Origin of the sequence: Streptomyces stelliscabiei (genome assembly GCF_014873495.1) — a bacterium.
Taxonomy (GTDB): Bacteria; Actinomycetota; Actinomycetes; order Streptomycetales; family Streptomycetaceae; genus Streptomyces; species Streptomyces bottropensis.
The window spans coordinates 3,461,607-3,477,104 of the sequence record NZ_JADBGF010000001.1; the positions used below are offsets into that span (position 1 = coordinate 3,461,607).

The 15,498-nt window shown below is 73.7% G+C and carries 12 protein-coding genes; 5 read left to right on the top strand and 7 right to left on the bottom strand.

The window, feature by feature from the left end:
* Positions 1-82 precede the first annotated feature (82 nt).
* Positions 83-1,882, top strand: a complete 1,800-nt coding sequence (kstD, locus tag H4687_RS15115) for a 3-oxosteroid 1-dehydrogenase (RefSeq protein ID WP_046919709.1) — start codon at positions 83-85, stop codon at positions 1,880-1,882.
* Between the two features lie 7 nt (positions 1,883-1,889).
* Here the strand turns inward: kstD and H4687_RS46400 are convergent, their stop codons facing one another.
* Positions 1,890-2,363 (bottom strand): GNAT family N-acetyltransferase, encoded by a 474-nt coding sequence (locus tag H4687_RS46400; RefSeq protein ID WP_046919710.1) that lies wholly within the window; start codon positions 2,361-2,363, stop codon positions 1,890-1,892.
* Positions 2,364-2,372: 9 nt separating this feature from the next.
* Entirely contained in the window at positions 2,373-3,413 is a 1,041-nt protein-coding gene (locus H4687_RS15120) for a cyclase family protein (protein WP_078907161.1), read from the bottom strand.
* A gap of 70 nt (positions 3,414-3,483) precedes the next feature.
* Here H4687_RS15120 and H4687_RS15125 point away from each other — a divergent pair, with 70 nt between their 5' ends.
* Positions 3,484-4,407, top strand: a complete 924-nt coding sequence (locus H4687_RS15125) for a LysR family transcriptional regulator (protein WP_046919711.1) — start codon at positions 3,484-3,486, stop codon at positions 4,405-4,407.
* Positions 4,408-4,434: 27 nt separating this feature from the next.
* Here the strand turns inward: H4687_RS15125 and H4687_RS15130 are convergent, their stop codons facing one another.
* On the bottom strand, positions 4,435-6,060 hold the full coding sequence (locus tag H4687_RS15130; protein ID WP_046919712.1) for an MFS transporter: 1,626 nt from the start codon (positions 6,058-6,060) through the stop codon (positions 4,435-4,437).
* A gap of 130 nt (positions 6,061-6,190) precedes the next feature.
* Here H4687_RS15130 and H4687_RS15135 point away from each other — a divergent pair, with 130 nt between their 5' ends.
* The gene (locus H4687_RS15135; RefSeq protein ID WP_046919713.1) at positions 6,191-6,835 is read left to right on the top strand and encodes a TetR/AcrR family transcriptional regulator; all 645 of its coding nucleotides are present in this window, start codon (positions 6,191-6,193) and stop codon (positions 6,833-6,835) included.
* A 143-nt stretch (positions 6,836-6,978) separates the two neighbouring features.
* Here H4687_RS15135 and H4687_RS15140 read toward each other — a convergent pair whose 3' ends face one another.
* The 3 genes from H4687_RS15140 to H4687_RS15150 form a co-directional block, all read right to left on the bottom strand.
* Positions 6,979-7,626: a TetR family transcriptional regulator gene (locus H4687_RS15140; RefSeq protein ID WP_046919714.1), complete on the bottom strand. Its 648-nt coding sequence runs from the start codon at positions 7,624-7,626 to the stop codon at positions 6,979-6,981.
* Between the two features lie 93 nt (positions 7,627-7,719).
* The gene (locus tag H4687_RS15145) at positions 7,720-8,280 is read right to left on the bottom strand and encodes a TetR/AcrR family transcriptional regulator (protein WP_046919715.1); all 561 of its coding nucleotides are present in this window, start codon (positions 8,278-8,280) and stop codon (positions 7,720-7,722) included.
* Between the two features lie 115 nt (positions 8,281-8,395).
* Entirely contained in the window at positions 8,396-10,612 is a 2,217-nt protein-coding gene (locus H4687_RS15150; protein WP_050398258.1) for an MMPL family transporter, read from the bottom strand.
* 689 nt (positions 10,613-11,301) lie between these two features.
* Between H4687_RS15150 and H4687_RS15155 the strand changes: the two genes are divergently transcribed.
* Together H4687_RS15155 and H4687_RS15160 are read left to right on the top strand one after the other, a co-directional pair.
* A complete protein-coding gene (locus tag H4687_RS15155; protein WP_233443356.1) occupies positions 11,302-12,618 on the top strand; it encodes an FAD-dependent monooxygenase in 1,317 nt (438 codons plus the stop codon).
* Between the two features lie 66 nt (positions 12,619-12,684).
* On the top strand, positions 12,685-13,932 hold the full coding sequence (locus H4687_RS15160; protein WP_046919511.1) for a cytochrome P450: 1,248 nt from the start codon (positions 12,685-12,687) through the stop codon (positions 13,930-13,932).
* Positions 13,933-14,176: 244 nt separating this feature from the next.
* On the opposite strand, the gene H4687_RS15165 is transcribed toward H4687_RS15160, so the two are convergent.
* Positions 14,177-15,427 (bottom strand): MFS transporter, encoded by a 1,251-nt coding sequence (locus tag H4687_RS15165; RefSeq protein WP_050398257.1) that lies wholly within the window; start codon positions 15,425-15,427, stop codon positions 14,177-14,179.
* Positions 15,428-15,498 lie beyond the last annotated feature (71 nt).

The following is a 15,498-nucleotide window of genomic DNA, read 5'->3' on the forward strand; positions in this document are numbered from 1 at the left end:
CACACCGCCCGGCGCGAACGGGACCGTCGCCGCCGGGGCGGCAGCACGGCCACCATCCCTTCGTGAGGCTGGAGCGTCCGGCATGTCCAAGAGCGCGGATCCTGAGAGACGTACGGGGGCGGAGGCCGGCCCCAGTCGGCGGCGGGTGCTCGGTACGGCCGCGGGGGCGGGAGCCGCCGTGGCGGCCGGCGGGGTCGTGGGGAGTCCGGCCGTGGCCGCCGCCCCTCCGGTCCTCGGCACCTACGACGTGGTCGTCGTCGGCTCCGGCGCGGCCGGGATGACCGCCGCGCTCACGGCGGCGAAGCAGGGGCTGAGTTGTGTCGTCGTGGAGAAGGCGCCGACGTTCGGGGGGTCGGCGGCGCGGTCGGGGGCCGGGATCTGGCTGCCCAACAACAGTGTGATCAAGGCGGCGGGGGTGCCGGACACTCCCGCCAAGGCGGCGCAGTACCTCGCGGCCGTGGTCGGGCCCGAGGTACCCGCCGACCGGCAGAAGGCGTTCCTCGACCACGGGCCCGCGATGCTGTCGTTCGTCATGGCCAACAGCCCGCTGAGGTTCCGGTGGATGGAGGGGTACAGCGACTACTACCCGGAGCTGCCGGGCGGACTGCCGAACGGGCGGTCCGTCGAACCGGACCAGTTCGACGGGAACCTGCTGGGCGAGGAGCTGGCCCGGCTCAATCCCGCCTATCTGGCAACTCCGGCCGGGATGGTGGTGTTCAGCGCCGACTACAAGTGGCTCGCGCTGACCACCGTGAGCGCGAAAGGCCTGGCCGTCGCGACCGAGTGCCTGGCCCGGGGGACGAAGGCCGCGCTGCTCGGGCAGAAGCCGCTCACCATGGGGCAGGCGCTGGCGGGCGGGTTGCGGGCAGGACTGCTCGGCGCCGGTGTGCCGGTGTGGCTGAACACCCCGCTGACGGACCTGTACCTGGAGAACGGGGCCGTGGCGGGGGCGGTCGTGACCAGGAACGGCTCCACCGGGCTGGTCCGCGCCCGCAAGGGTGTCGTCGTCGGCTCCGGCGGCTTCGAGCACAACGCGGCCATGCGGGCGCAGTACCAGGAGCAGCCGGTCGGGACGCGGTGGACGGTGGGGGCGAAGGAGAACACCGGGGACGGGATCCGGGCCGGTCAGCGGGCCGGCGCCGATCTCGCGCTGATGGACGACGCCTGGTGGGGGCCCGCGATCGACACCCCGGGGCAGGCCTGGTTCTGTCTCGCCGAACGCACCCTGCCCGGTGGGCTGTTGGTCAACGGCGCCGGTGCGCGGTTCGTCAACGAGGCGGGGCCGTACAGCGACGTCGTCCACACGATGTACGAGAAGGACACGTCGTCCGCCTCGCACATCCCGGCCTGGCTGATCGTCGACCAGAACTACCGCAACCGGTACCTGTTCAAGGACATCGTGCCGACCTTCCCGTTCCCGGACGAGTGGTACGACGCCGGGGCCGCCCACAAGGCGTGGACGATCGACGCGCTGGCCGGTGCGATCGGTGTCCCCGCCGCCGCCCTGCGTTCCACCGTCGACCGCTTCAACTCCCTTGCCCGGCAAGGGGACGACACGGACTTCGGGCGGGGCGACAGCGCGTACGACCACTACTACACGGACCCGTCCGTGCGCCCCGACTCCTGCCTCGCGCCCCTGTGGCTGCCGCCCTACTACGCCCTGCGCATCGTCCCGGGCGACCTCGGCACCAAGGGCGGCCTCCTCACCGACGCCCGCGCCCGGGTCCTGCGCCCGGACGGCACGGTGATCGCCGGACTGTACGCGGCGGGCAACGCCAGCGCCGCCGTGATGGGCCGCAGTTACGCGGGCGCCGGCTCGACGATCGGGCCCGCGATGACGTTCGGCTACGTGGCCGCGCTGGACATCGCGGGGAAGCTCTAGGGGCGCGCTAGGGAGTGTCGCCCGGCACCGTCTCCTGGAGCCTGAGGTCGATGTACGGGATCGTGTCCCCGTCCAGCAGGTAGCGCTCGGTCTCGACGAATCCGTGGCCGAGCGCGAACCGCAGGCCGTCCTCGTTGGACGCGAGGACACAGGTCTCGATCACCCGGGCGTCCAGCTCCCGCGCCCGCCGCACCGCCCGCTCGTACAGCCGCTCGCCGAATCCGCGCCGGCGGTGTTCGGCGAGCACGCGCGCGATGACCATGGCCGTCGCCGTGTCCGGGCCGGGAGGGCGGACCGTGGAGTTGCCCACGAGAACGCCGTCGGCGTACGCGAGTTCCAGGTCGTTGCGCGCGGCCCGCTGCCGCACGTCGTCGAGCGAGAGCTGATGCGGGGGGATGATCGTGTTGTGGACGTACCGCCAGGCTTCGAGGTCCTCGTCGCTCGCGGTGGCGTCCAGGCGCCTGATGTCGAGATCGGTCATGGAGGCAGCCTAGGCAGGGTCCGCGCCGGGCTCGTGGTCGTCGTTGGTGTCGCCGTCGTCGTCGAGAAGGGCGTACGCCCGTACCGGGAACGTGCCCATGCCCTCGACGGCCGGGGGCGCGGCGTGGAACCGGAAGCCCCGCGGGGGCAGTCGGTCCAGGCCCCGCAGGTGTTCCACCACGGGGATGCCGGCGGCGAGCAGGCCGGTGTGGGCGGGGCGGGTGCCGTCGTCGGTGTCGTCGATGTTGAGGGAGTCGATGCCGACGAGGGCGGCTCCCCGCTCGACGAGCAGGGCGACGGCGCCGGCGGTGAGGTAGGGGTGGCCGTGCCCGTACCGGTCCGTGCCCCAGTGCCGGTCCCAGCCGGTGTGGATCAGCACGGCCCGCCCCGGGACGTCGTACGGCAGCAGCGCCTCCCGGTCCACCGCCCGGCCCCCGGTGTCCTGGACGCGTACGACGACGCCGTCGAGGTCGGTGAACCTGTCGATCGGCAGCGCGGCGAGGTCGTGTCCGGCGCCGAAGCGGTGGAAGGGGCTGTCGAGGTAGGTGCCGGTGTTGGACACCATCGAGATACGGCCGATGGCGAACTCGGTGCCGGGCGCGTAGACCTCCCGTGAGGCGTCGCGCGTGAGGTGCTCGCCGATCTCGGGGCCGGGGAGCCCGGGGTAGGTGGTCATGCCGTGCCGGATGGTGTGGCTCAGGTCGACGATCCGGCGGGCGCCCTGCCCCCGTACGGACTCGCGCGGCCCGCCCGCGGTGTCCGTCACCCCGCGTGACCCCTTGTGCGGCTCCCGTACCGCTTCCCGGCTCCTGATGTGCACCTTGTCGACCATGAGCAGCCCGAGGTGCCGGACGAAGAGCTCGGCCAGTTCGCCGTCACCGATCTCCGCGTCCGGTACGTCCAGCAGGAAGCCCCGGGTCTCCAGCCCGCCGCCGTTGCCGAAGACCACCTCGGCGTCGAACCGGATCCGCCACTGCCCGCCGGTGCCGCTCCGGTCGCCGTCGCCGCGCCGTACGGCGCTCCCGCCCTGGTCGTCGCTGTGCTCGCTCATGACCCGATCCTCCCTGCAGTACGACTTCACCACAAGCGAGATTTACTGAAGCGGCACTACAGTACGGCTTATGGAACTGGATCCTCGCCGGCTGCGCGTCCTGCGTGCGGTGGCGTTGCGCGGCGGGGTGGTGGACGCGGCGAAGGTGCTGCATCTGACGCCCTCGGCCGTCTCGCAGCATCTGGCGCAGCTGGAGCGGGAGGTGGGGCAGCCGCTGGTGGACCGTTCGCGGCGCCGGGCGGGACTGACCCCGGCGGGGCGGTTGCTGGCGGCGCGGGCCGAGCGCATCGAGCAGGAACTGGCCGAGGCCCGCCGGGAACTGGCCGAACTGACCGGCCGCTCGACGGGGCCGGTGACGGTCGCCGCGTTCTCCTCCGCGGTGTGCCATCTGCTCGTCCCCGCCCTCGGCGCCCTCGCCCGCACCCATCCGGGGCTGGAACCGCGGGTGGTGGAGGCCGAGGGGGCCGAGGCCCTGCGCGATCTGCGCACCGGAGGGCTGGACCTGCTGGTCGTCGAGTACGACGGTGACGATCCCGACCCGGACGAGCAGTGGCGCGACCTGGCGTCCGCGCCGGTCGCCGACGACGCGTACCGCGTGATCACCCCCGCCGACTGGTCGCCGCCGCCCCGTTCGGTCAGGGACCTCGCCGGGCGCCCCTGGGTCACCGCCCCGCCCGGCACCGCCTGCGGTCGCGCGCTGGCCCGTATCTCCGCCCAGTACGCCTTCACCCCGCGCCGCGCGCACACGGCCCTGGAGTTCCCGACGGCCCTCGCCCTGGTCCGGGCGGGCCTCGGCGCGGCCGTCGTCCCCACGCTCGCCCTCACCGACGCCCCGCCGGAGACCGTGGCCCTCCCGACGGTCCCGGTCGCCGGTCATCGCCGTATCGCGGCGGTCTGGCCGGCCTCGCCGTCCGGCCCGCAGCCCCGGACGTCGGCCCTGGTCGAGGCGCTCCGGCTCGCCGCGGTGCGACGGGGGCTGCCACCCGCGCCCTGACCGGGCGCGGGAGGCGGGCCGGCCGCTCTACCGCACGGCTTCGGCGTGCTCCGCCGCGCGCTTCTCGCCCGTCGCCGCCTCGGCCTCCTGCTCGGCCTTCCCGCCGAACGCGCGGCGGCCCGGCAGGACCGCGAGGACGATCACCGTGCCGGCGGCCATGATGATCCCGCCGACGAGGCTGGTCTGGGCGACGCCGTGGGCGAAGGCCTGGTGGACGGCGTCCACGATCGCCTGGGCCTGCCGGGGGCCGGCGGAGGGGTCCTGGGCGACGCGCTCGGCGACGGCCAGTCCGCCGCCCACCGAGTCCTGCGCGGTCTGCATCGCGGCCGCCGGCAGCCGGTCGCCGACCAGGTCGGTCAGCTCGTCCCGGTAGGCCGTGCCGAGCAGCGAGCCCAGCACCGCGATGCCCAGCGCCCCGCCCAGCTCCAGCGCGGTGTCGTTGGCACCGCCGCCGACACCCAGCTCGGACTCGGGGAAGGAGTCCATGATCGTGTCGGTGGCCGGGGAGACGCTCAGCCCGATCGCGAAGCCCAGCATCGTCATCGGGGCCAGGAAGTCGCCGTACGTCGAGCCCTCGTCGATCCGGGTGAGCAGGAACACGCCCGCCGTGCCGACGACCATGCCGGCCACGACCATGGCCTTCACGCCCAGCTTCGGGGTGAGCTTCCCGGTCACCACGGCGCCGAGGAAGACCGCGCCGGCCAGGGGCAGCAGCCGTACACCCGTGTCCAGGGCGTCGTGGCCGAGGACGAACTGCAGGAACTGGGTGGAGTAGTAGATCGCGCCGAAGGTGCCGAAGAAGAAGAACAGCACCGCGAGCATCGAGCCGCCGAAGGGCCGCAGCGCGAACCTGCGGACGTCCAGCATCGGGTGCGGGTGGCGCAGCTCCCAGGCGACGAAGGCGAGCAGACCGGCACCGGCGACCACGGCCGCGGTGACGGGGCCGACGCCCCAGCCGAAGTGCGGGCCCTCGATGGCCGCGTACACCAGGGAGCCGACGGAGACGATCGACAGCAGACCACCGACGTAGTCGATCCGGCCCATGCCCTCCGCCCTCGACGGCGGCACCAGGGCGAGCGCGCCGACGACGGCGGCCACGGCGATGGGCACGTTGATCAGGAAGGTCGAGCCCCAGGCGTGGTCCTCCAGCAGCCAGCCGGCGACCAGCGGGCCGACGGCGATCGCCAGGCCGGAGGTGGCGGTCCAGGCGGTGATGGCCTTGACCCGCTCGCTCCGGGGGAAGGTCGCGACCAGCAGCGACAGCGTGGCCGGCATCACGACCGCGGCGCCGACGCCCATGATCGCGCGGGCGGCGATGACCAGAGAGGTCTCGTCGACCAGGCTGCCCATCACCGAACCGCCCGCGAAGATCACCAGACCGGTGACCAGCGCCCCGCGCCGGCTGTACTTGTCGCCGATCGAACCGAGGACCAGCATCAGCGCCGCGTACGGGACGGTGTAGCCGTCCACGACCCACTGCAGGTCACTGCTGCTCAGGCCCAGGTCGGTGGTCATGTCGGGGGCGGCCACGATCAGTGACGTGTTCGCCATCACCACGATCAGCAGGCTCAGGCACAGCACGAGCAGCGCCCACCAGCGCCGCGCGTACGGCCCGGTCGTCTTCTCCACGGGGGTGGTCGCGAGGAAGGGCATCGAAAGCTCCTAGGGGGACGGGAGGACGGGCGGCATCACTTAATTGCCCATCGATGTGCAGGTTAGTTTATTGCCCATCAGTGTGCAACTATCGCGGTGACTCCCTCCCCCGTCCCTTCCGAGGTGCCGTGTGACCGCCCGGCCGGCTCAGCCTCCGCGCCCGACGCCCCTTCCGGCACGGCGCCGTGACGCACACGCCACCCGCGCCCGGATCCTGGAGGCGGCGCGGCGGGAGCTGACCCGGGACCCCGGCAGCCGTCTCGAAGACATCGCCCGGGCCGCCGGTGTCGCCCGGCGCACCGTCCACGCCCACTTCCCGGGCCGCGCCGCGCTGGTCGAGGGGCTGGCGGCGGAGGCCGCGGAGGCGGTCCGGCTCGCCGTCCTGGGCGTCCCGGCCGCGACCGGGGACGCCGCGGCCGACCTGGCGCGGCTCGTTCTCGCCGTGTGGCCGGTCGGCGACCGGTTCCGCTCTCTCGTCCGGCCGGTCCGCCAGGGGCTCGGCGCCGACCGCGTGGACGAACTGCTGGCCCCGCTGCGTGACTCGGTCACCCGCGTCCTCGCCGAGGGTCAGCGGCAGGGCACCTTCCCGACCACGGTCCCGCCCGGTCCGCTCGGCCGGGCCGTCGAGGCCCAGCTGTTCACCCTGCTCGACTGCGTCGACCGCGGTGTCTGGTCCGACGACGGCACGGGCGCCGCCCTCGCCGCCCTGGTCGCCGTCGGAGTGGCGCCCGACACCGCCGCCGCGAAGGTCCGCGGTCCGACCTCGTGCGGGTGACCGGGGCGCGGGCGCCGAAACCCCTCGAACCCGCCGGCCGCCCCTGACGGGGACTCACATCGGGGTGGGGGCAGCCCTGTCAGTCGTCGTGGGACGGGTACAGGGCGGGACGGGACAGGACAGGGCGGGACAGGGCCGCAGCCTCAGGCGTCCTCGGCCGGGACCGGGCGCGTCCGTGCCGCGACCTCCTCGACCACCGCGCTCGCCCGCCTCTCGGGGACGCCGGCCGCGATGAGGGTGGCGGTGGCGATCAGGCGCCCGTCGTCCTCCAGCGCGCCGGTGTTGACGGCCTCCAGGAGCGCGACGTGCATCGCCTCCAGGCCGGCGCTCTGCACGGCGGGCGGCAGGTGGGAGTGGAAGACCCCGTCCCGTTGCCCCCGCTCCAGGATGGTCGCGGCGGCCGCACGGGCCGGTGCCAGCACCTCGGCGACGCGCTCGGAGCCGAGGTCCCGCCGGGCCAGCGCCAGCAGCATGCGGTAGCGGTCCCCCACCGGCCACAGGGAGAACACGAACTGGGCGAGCGCCCGCTCCGCGGGTTCCGCCGGGTCCGGTCCGGCCGCCACCGTGGTCCGCAAGGTCTCGGCGGCCTCCTCGGCGAGGGCCTCCAACAGCGCCGCCCGCCCCGGGAAGTGACCGAAGAGGGTGCGCCGCACGACCCCGGCGGCCCGCGCCAGTTCCTCCAGCGTGATGTCGGGGTCGCGGCCCAGCTCCTCACGGGCCGTGGCCAGGATGCGCGCCCGGTTGGACCGCGAATTACGGCGCAGCGGCTCGCGGGCCACGGGCTTGGTCACGGGACAACCTCGGAGGTACGGGGGCGGGGCGGGGACGTCGTACGGCCACCCCAGTTTGTCACGAGGGGTCCGGCTGGGGCCCCGCACCGGCCGTCAGGGCGTCTTGATGAGCGTGTGGATCGCCCGGCCGAACTCGTCGGGGTCGGCGTCGTCGCCCATGGCCAGGCGCAGGGTGTATCCGGTGAGGAGGGCCAGGAGCACGTTCGCCGCGCCGGTGGCGTGCGGGTCGTCGGAGAGTCCGTGCCCGGTGCGTTCGTCGCGGATGAGGTCGGCGGCCTTCGCGTGGGCGGTGGCCAGGTGGCGGCGGACCTGTTCCGCCAGGCTCGGGGAGACGGCCGCCTCGCCCCAGATCTGTGCCATGAGCCGCGCGTGCTCCCGCCCGTCACCCGTGCCGTGGACACGCTCCGGCGACGCGGACAGGTCCGGCGAGGTGACGTGGTCCAGCGCCCGGTGGATGGTGTCCTCGCACACCGCCTGCACGAGGTGGTCCTTGCTCGGGAAGTAGCTGTAGATCGCCCCGCTCGACAGTCGGGACCGCGCGACGATGTCGCCGGTGGAGGCCCGCACGAACCCCTTCTCGGCGAACACGGAGCGGGCGGCGTCCAGGATCTGCCGGCGCCGGGCGTTTCGATGGGCCTCGGTGACCTTCGGCATGGGCGGGCGGCCTTTCGTCGTCGTGGACGCGTGGGTTCTTCGCTGATCACGAGGCGCTCGGGTCCGGGGCCTCCTACGGCCCCGGACCCGAGTCGCGCCGCCCGGCCGCGGACCGTCAGGCGACGGGTGCGGAGGTCTTGTCCGGAGCCTCCGGAGCCTGAGCGGGTGCGGGATCGGGGGCGGGGGCGGGGGCGGTGGAGTGTTCCATCCGGTCGAGGCGCAGCGCGCGGTGCAGGGCGCGCAGGGGGGACGGGGCCCACCAGTTGGCGGCGCCGAGGAGGGCCATGAGGGAGGGGACGAGGAAGGCGCGGACCACGGTCGCGTCGACGAGGACGGCGAACGCCGCGCCCAGGCCCAGTTCCTGGATGAACACCAGCCGGGACATCGCCAGCGCGCCCACCGGCACACAGAACAGGACGGCCGCCGAGGTCACGATCCCCCCGGTGCGGGCCAGCCCCTGGGCCACCGCCTCACGGTTGTCCAGGCCCTGCGCCCGGGCCTCCTTGATCCGGCTCAGCAGGAAGACGTTGTAGTCCGTGGAGAGTCCGAAGGCGAGCGCGAAGACCAGGACGGGCGTGGTGGCCTCCAGCCCTGTCTGCGCGGAGAATCCGAGATTGCCGTCCTGGAAGACCCACACCAGGAAGCCGAACGCGGCGCCGGTGGACAGCAGGTTCATCAGCAGGGCCTTCAGCGGCAGCACCACCGAGCCGGAGAAGGCGAAGAGCAGCAGCAGGGTGACACCGACCAGGATGCCGCCGGCCAGGGGCAGGCTGTCGCCGATGCTCTGACGCTGCGCCAGGAAGTCCGCCGTCCGGCCGGTGTAGCGGGCTGAGTAGGGGGCGGCCAGGTCCTGGACGGCGTCGACGGCGTCCAGGGACGTGTCGGCCAGGGGGTCCTCGGTGAGGACGGCGTCGATCTCCCAGTGCCGGTCGTCCAGTTCGACGGGGGTGCCCACCGCCTCGACGCCGGGTACGGCGCCGATCCGTTCCGTGTAGTCACCGAGCCGGGAGGTGTCCGGGGCGCCGCCGGTCTCCAGGACGATCTGCAGGGGTGAGGTGGCCCGGGAGTCGTACTCCTCGTCGAGCACCGCGGCCACCTTGCCCGCGCTGGTCTCCTCGGGCAGGAGCGTGGGGTCCACGCCGGTGAAGCGGACGCCCAGCAGCGGCGAGGCGATCACCAGCAGCACGGCCGTGGCCAGCAGCGCGAACACCGCCGGGCGGCGCATCACGGTCTGCGCCAGGCGGTACCAGCGCCCTTCGGTGGCCCCCGCGGCACCGGCCGTACGCTGCCAGCCGCGCGGGGCGAGGGAGTTGACCCGCCTGCCCAGGACGGCCAGCAGCGGGGGCAGCCCTAGCAGGGCGAACAGCGCGGCGGACACCACGGTGATGACGCCGGCCAGCCCCATGGACCGCAGATACGGCTGCGGGAACGCGGTCAGCGCGGCGAGTGCCGCGGCCACCGTGAGGGCGCTGAACAGAACGGTGCGGCCCGCGGTGGCGACGGTGCGCAGCACCGCCTCCGCGCCCGGTCCCCGCTCCGCCAGTTCCTCGCGGTAGCGGGAGACGAGCAGCAGGCCGAAGTCGATGGACAGGCCGAGCCCCAGGGCGAAGGCGAGGCTCATGGCGCCGGTGGAGACGTTCATGAACTCGGTGGCGACGCGCAGGCCCGCCATGGTGAGCAGCAGCGAGACGATGCCGCCCAGCAGGGGGATCAGGGCGGCGACCAGCCCTCGGAAGACCAGGAAGAGGACCACCAGGATCACCGGGGTGGCGAGGAGTTCGGCCTGGGTCAGGTCGGTGTCCGAGACCTCGGCGACCTGGACGTGGCCGGGAGTGGCGCCGCCGAGCCAGGTGCGGCCGCGCAGGGCGGGATCGTCCTCGATGGCCTTCTGCAGCTCCGCCTCGGCCCGTACGCTCTCGGCGTCCGTCAGGGACCCCACGGAGCCCACGACCACGGTGCTGCGCCCGTCACGGGCGATGAGCGCGGCGCCGTCGGGGGAGGTGTAGTCCACGACCGACTCGACCTCGGGGCGGGAGCGCAGCAGCGCCACGGCGGCGGTGACCGCCTCCGGCGGGGCGGTGGTGGCCTCGACCCGCTCGTCGGTGCGTACCAGCAGGACGTGGCCCTGCTGGGGGTCGCTGCCCGTGGCCCGTTCGATGATCTCGCGGGCCGCGACGTTGCCGCCGCCCGGGTCGTCGTAGTCCGAGAGGCCGTTGGAGAGTTTCTCCGCCACGGTGCCGCCGTAGACCGTGGCCAGGGCGGTGACCAGGAGGGACAGGAGAAGTACGGCGATCCTTCGGCGGTGAAGGGCCGAGCCCAGAGCGGAGAACATGTTTCCTTCCTTCTTCCTCCCGCCTGCGGGCCGTGATCCGCAGGGCCGTGGAGGATGCGCTGGCTGCCCGGGACGGGCTGGTGGGGGGCACGCGGGCGGGCGCGGTGTCCGCATCGGCCGGGACGCTCCCGCCGACCGTCACGCGCGACGGCCAGCATCGGGCACGGCGCTGTATTCCCACTGAAGCCCGGGCGCCAGGCCTCGTGGGCCACGTGCGGCAGCCCTGCGGGCCGGGTCCGGCAGTCCCGTGCGCCAGGGTCCGGCAGCCCTGTGGGCCGGGTCCGGCAGTCCCGTGCGCCAGGGTCCGGCAGCCCTGCGGGCCGGGTGCGGCAGTCCCGTGCGCCAAGGTCCGGCAGCCCTGCGGGCCGGGTGCGGCAGTCCCGTGCGCCAGGTGCGGCGGCCCTGTGCGCCAGGTGCGGCGGCCCCGTGGGCGCGCGCGGCGGCGAAGGACGCAAGACCGGCTTTAGGAGGCGCCCGAAGCATGGCGGCGCCGCGTACGACGAGCCTCGGCCGGGACCGCCCCGTGTCCGGCCGGCCCGCACCACGGCGCGGTGCGGCTCCGCCCGGGAGTGCCCCGGGCGGAGCCGTCGGGGAGGCAGCCGACGGGGCGCGACACCGTCAGGGCTTCCCCCTGGGCCGTGAGGCCGACTTCTCCCCGACGAGGGGCCGACGTGCAGGAGGGACAGCCCGTGACGGGATCTGACAGGGCCAGGCCGGCCGGGAACGCGGCGGTGCACACCCAGGTGTGCATCATCGGCGGCGGACCGGCGGGGATGACACTCGGCCTCGAACTGGCCCGCCGCTCGGTCGAGGTCGTCGTCGTGGAACAGAGCGGCCACTTCGACCGCTCCTTCCGCGGTGAGTCGATCTCACCCGACTCGGTGTGGCTGCTGGAACGTCTGGGGATCCTGGACAAGGTCCGGGACCAGACCCTGGAAACCCGCCGGATGCAGATCATGGACGGCGGCCGGGTGGTGCTGGACGCCGACTTCTCCGCGTTCGACCAGCCGTGCCGCTACCCGATGGAGCTTCCGCAGCCCCCGCTGCTGACGGCGCTGGCCGAGGAGGGTGCCTCGCTTCCGGGGTTCACCCTGCTGCGGCGGAGCACCGCGGTGGAACTGCTGCGGGACGGCGAGGCGGTGACCGGCGCCCGGGTCCGGGGCCCCGACGGGGAGGTCGAGGTGCGGGCCGCGCTGACGGTGGGCGCGGACGGCCGGTTCAGCAAGGTGCGCCAGATGGCGGGCCTGCCGTTCGAGAAGATCCCGCTGGAGCGGGACTTCGTCTGGTTCAAGGTGCCGGTGCCCGAGGCCTGGGACCCGCACACCTACCGGGTACGGATCCGGGGGAACCGCCACGGCCTGTTCATCCCCACCGTGCCCGACCTGGTACGGGTCGGCTTCAACATCCCCAAGGGCGGCCTGCGGGAGATGCGGGGGCAGGGCCTGCCCGCGCTGTACGAGCGGATCGACGAGCTGGCCCCCGAGATCTCCCAGGAGGTGCGGGAGTCCGTCACCGGCTGGTCCGACACCTCCATGCTGGACATCTTCACCACGGTCGTGTCCCGCTGGTCCATGCCCGGCCTGGTGCTGATCGGCGACGCGGCGCACACGCTGACACCGGTGCTCGGGCAGGGCGTGAACCACGCCATCACCGACGCCGTGATGCTCGCACCCCTGGTGGCTCCCGTCCTGCGGGGCTCGGGTGACCACCGGTCGGCGCTGCTGAGGGCCACCGAGCGTTTCCAGCACGAGCGGGAGCAGGCCGTGGCCCGCTCCCGTGACCTGCAGTTGCGCCAGGAACGCGCGTTCGCGCTCTCCGGCACCGTGCCGGTGGCGCTGCGCAAGCTCGCCTACCGGCTGGTGAGCTCCAACGACGCCCTGAAGCGGCGGATCGTCGCGGGCATCTACTACCCGCTCCAGGAAGCGCACCGCACCGGCCGCACCCAGGTGCGGGTGGCGCCCCCCGTGCCCGCCGCCCGCCTCGGCGCCGACCCGTCCGACGTCTGACCCCGCGGCCTGCCCGGCCGCCCCACGCCGCCCGACTCCGACGCGCTACGAAGAGGACTCACGACCATGACCGCACAGCCCGAGACAGCACCCGACACGGCTCCCGCGCACTCCGCCCCCGACGACGAGACGGTACGTCCGTACCCCTTCGAACGGCCGTCCGCGATGCAGGCCTGCCCGGTGTACAAGGACCTGCGGGAGACCTGCCCCGTGTCCAAGGTGCGGATGCCCAGCGGCGACCAGGCCTTCCTGGTCACCACGTACGACGAGGTCCGCACCGTCCTGTCGGACCAGCGGTTCAGCCGGGCCGCCACGCTGGAGGACGGCGCCCCCCGGCTGGCGGCCGCCCCGCAGAAGTTCAAGAGCCTGCTCAACATGGACCCGCCCGAGCACTCCCGGGTGCGCAAGCTGGTCTCCCGGGAGTTCACCGCCCGCCGGGTCGCGGCACTGCGCCCACGGATCCAGGAGCACACGGACGCGCTGCTGGACGCGATGGCCGAGCAGGAGGGCCCGCTGGACCTCATCCCGGCCCTGGCCTTCCCGCTTCCGGTGATCGTGATCTGCGAGCTGCTCGGCGTGCCCTTCGACGACCGGGAGAAGTTCGCCGCCTGGGCGAGCGCCTTCCTGGCCACCACCTCGCGGACCAAGGACGAGATGCTGGAGGCCCAGATCGGACTGTTCACGTACCTCTCCGAACTCGTCGAGGCCAAGCGCGAGAACCCCGGTGAGGACCTGCTCTCGGCCCTGGTCCAGATCCACGACGAGGACGGTGACCGGCTCAGCCACGAGGAGCTGATCTTCCTGGGCATCAGCCTGCTGGTGGCCGGCCACGAGACGACGGTCAACCAGATCGCGAACAGCGTGGTCGCGCTGCTCACCCACCCCGAACAACTGGCCGCCCTGCGCGCCGATCCGGAGCTGATCGGCAACGCCATGGAGGAGATGCTGCGTGCCTACCCGCCCGGCGACGAGGCCCTGCTGCGGATCGCCACGGAGGACGTCGAGCTCGGCGGTGTGCTGATTCCGGCGGGCAGCGCCGTGCTGCCGGGCCTGGCGTCGGCCAACCGGGACGCGAGCCAGTTCAGCGACCCGGACGGCCTCGACTTCCACCGGCCGACGAACCCGCACTTCGCCTTCAGCCACGGCCCGCACTACTGCATCGGCTCCGGCCTCGCCCGTCTGGAGCTCCAGATAGCGATCGGCACGCTCATCGAGCGCTTCCCGACCCTCAAGCTGGCCGTGGCGCCGGAGGAGCTGCCCCGTCCGTCCGGGATGCTCGTCCACGGCATCACCGCGTTGCCCGTCACCTGGTGACACACCCTCGTACGACACCTTCTCCACGCGGTACACAGCTCCCCGGGCGGGGCCGGTCCTCCGGCCCCGCCCGGGGCGTTCGTGCGGGTGGCGTGACGTACGTACACACGCGTCGACGCCATGAGGCTGACCGAGCCGCCCGCAGAACGAGTGGCCGGCCGTCCGAGCGCGGACGCACGTGGGCCCCGGCCTGATCAGGCCGGGGCCCACGTGCGGCGAGCCGGAGGCTGCCGGGCGGAGCGCGTCAGGTCCGCTCGCGTACGGCCGTGGAACGCGCCCGTACGACGAAGGCGAAGGCGACCGCCGCTCCCAGTGCGGGCGGCACCGCGGCCAGCAGCAGGATCTCGCGGCCCGGGACGTCCAAGGCGAGGAGCCCGCCGCCGACCGCCGGACCGACGATGGAGCCGGTGCGGCCGAGCGCGGCGGCGTAGGCGACACCGGTCGTGCGGGTCGCGGTGGGGTACAGGGTCACCGCGAGGGCCGTCTGGCCGAGCACGCCCGCGACGATGCCGGCACCGGCCGCGGCCAGCATCACCAGCAACGCCGCGCGGCCGGTGTCCGCCCACGCCGTCGCGACGAGGAACACGACGGCCGTCAGCGCCATCACGGTCAGGGCGCGCGGCGTACCGAGCCGCGCGCACAGGGGAACCATCACCAGACCGCCGATCACCCCGCCCACGGCGATCATCGACGTGCCCACCGGTGCCTGCTCGGGGGTGAAGCCGTACCCCCGGGCGAGCAGGGTCGGCAGCCAGGTGAGGAGGCCGTAGTTCGTCGTGTACATCAGCAGGGCGAAGCACCACAGCAGGACCGTCTGCACGGCGGTGCCCCGCTCGAACAGCCGGCGTACGGAGGGGTCCGCCGCCTCCGCGCGCGGTACGGAGGAGGCGGGGGTGCCGGGCAGTCCCCGCACCAGCAGCGGCACCATGAGCGCCGGCAGCAGGGCGCCGGCCCAGAACACGGAGGTCCATCCGAACGCGGTGATCAGGGGCGTGCTGACGAGGCCGCCGGCGACGGCGCCGACGGCGATCGCGAGGACGACCCCGACACTGGCGGACTCCCGCCGGGCGGGGGGCACGTGGTCCGCGGTGAGGGAGACGCAGGCGGGCAGGACCGCGCCGAGACCGAGCGCGGTCACCAGACGCGCCACGCCGAGCGTCGTCACCGAGTCCACGGGCACGGTCAGTGCCGACCCCGCCGCGAACACCAGGGTCCCGGTGACGATCAGGGGTTTGCGCCCGAAGCGCGCGGCGGCACGCGAGGAGCACAGGTAACCGATCACCACACCGAGGTTCGTGGCGACGAGCGCCGGGGTGAACGCCGATTCGTCCAGGTTCCACTCCCGCGCCAGCGTCGGGACGACGAAGCCGAGCGACGCGGTGTCGAATCCGTCGAGGAAGATGGTCAGGAAGGCGAGGACGACGACCCGCCGACTCGCCGTCCCTGCACCCCCCTCGGCCGTCGCGTCCGCCGGACGCTCATGAGTCGTGGTCATTTGCTCTCACCTTGGGATCACGGGCGCGAGCCCGCGCCCTGGTGTGCGGTCGGAAGGGGGGCGGACGACCG

Bases quoted from the DNA above. Each gene is read 5' to 3' on its own strand.
- kstD (WP_046919709.1), top strand. From the start codon at position 83: ATGTCCAAGAGCGCGGATCCTGAGAGACGTACGGGGGCGGAGGCCGGC.
- H4687_RS15145 (WP_046919715.1), bottom strand. From the start codon at position 8,280: ATGCCGAAGGTCACCGAGGCCCATCGAAACGCCCGGCGCCGGCAGATC.
- H4687_RS15150 (WP_050398258.1), bottom strand. From the start codon at position 10,612: ATGTTCTCCGCTCTGGGCTCGGCCCTTCACCGCCGAAGGATCGCCGTA.
- H4687_RS15130 (WP_046919712.1), bottom strand. From the start codon at position 6,060: ATGCCCTTCCTCGCGACCACCCCCGTGGAGAAGACGACCGGGCCGTAC.
- H4687_RS15165 (WP_050398257.1), bottom strand. From the start codon at position 15,427: ATGACCACGACTCATGAGCGTCCGGCGGACGCGACGGCCGAGGGGGGT.
- H4687_RS46400 (WP_046919710.1), bottom strand. From the start codon at position 2,363: ATGACCGATCTCGACATCAGGCGCCTGGACGCCACCGCGAGCGACGAG.
- H4687_RS15120 (WP_078907161.1), bottom strand. From the start codon at position 3,413: ATGAGCGAGCACAGCGACGACCAGGGCGGGAGCGCCGTACGGCGCGGC.
- H4687_RS15125 (WP_046919711.1), top strand. From the start codon at position 3,484: ATGGAACTGGATCCTCGCCGGCTGCGCGTCCTGCGTGCGGTGGCGTTG.
- H4687_RS15160 (WP_046919511.1), top strand. From the start codon at position 12,685: ATGACCGCACAGCCCGAGACAGCACCCGACACGGCTCCCGCGCACTCC.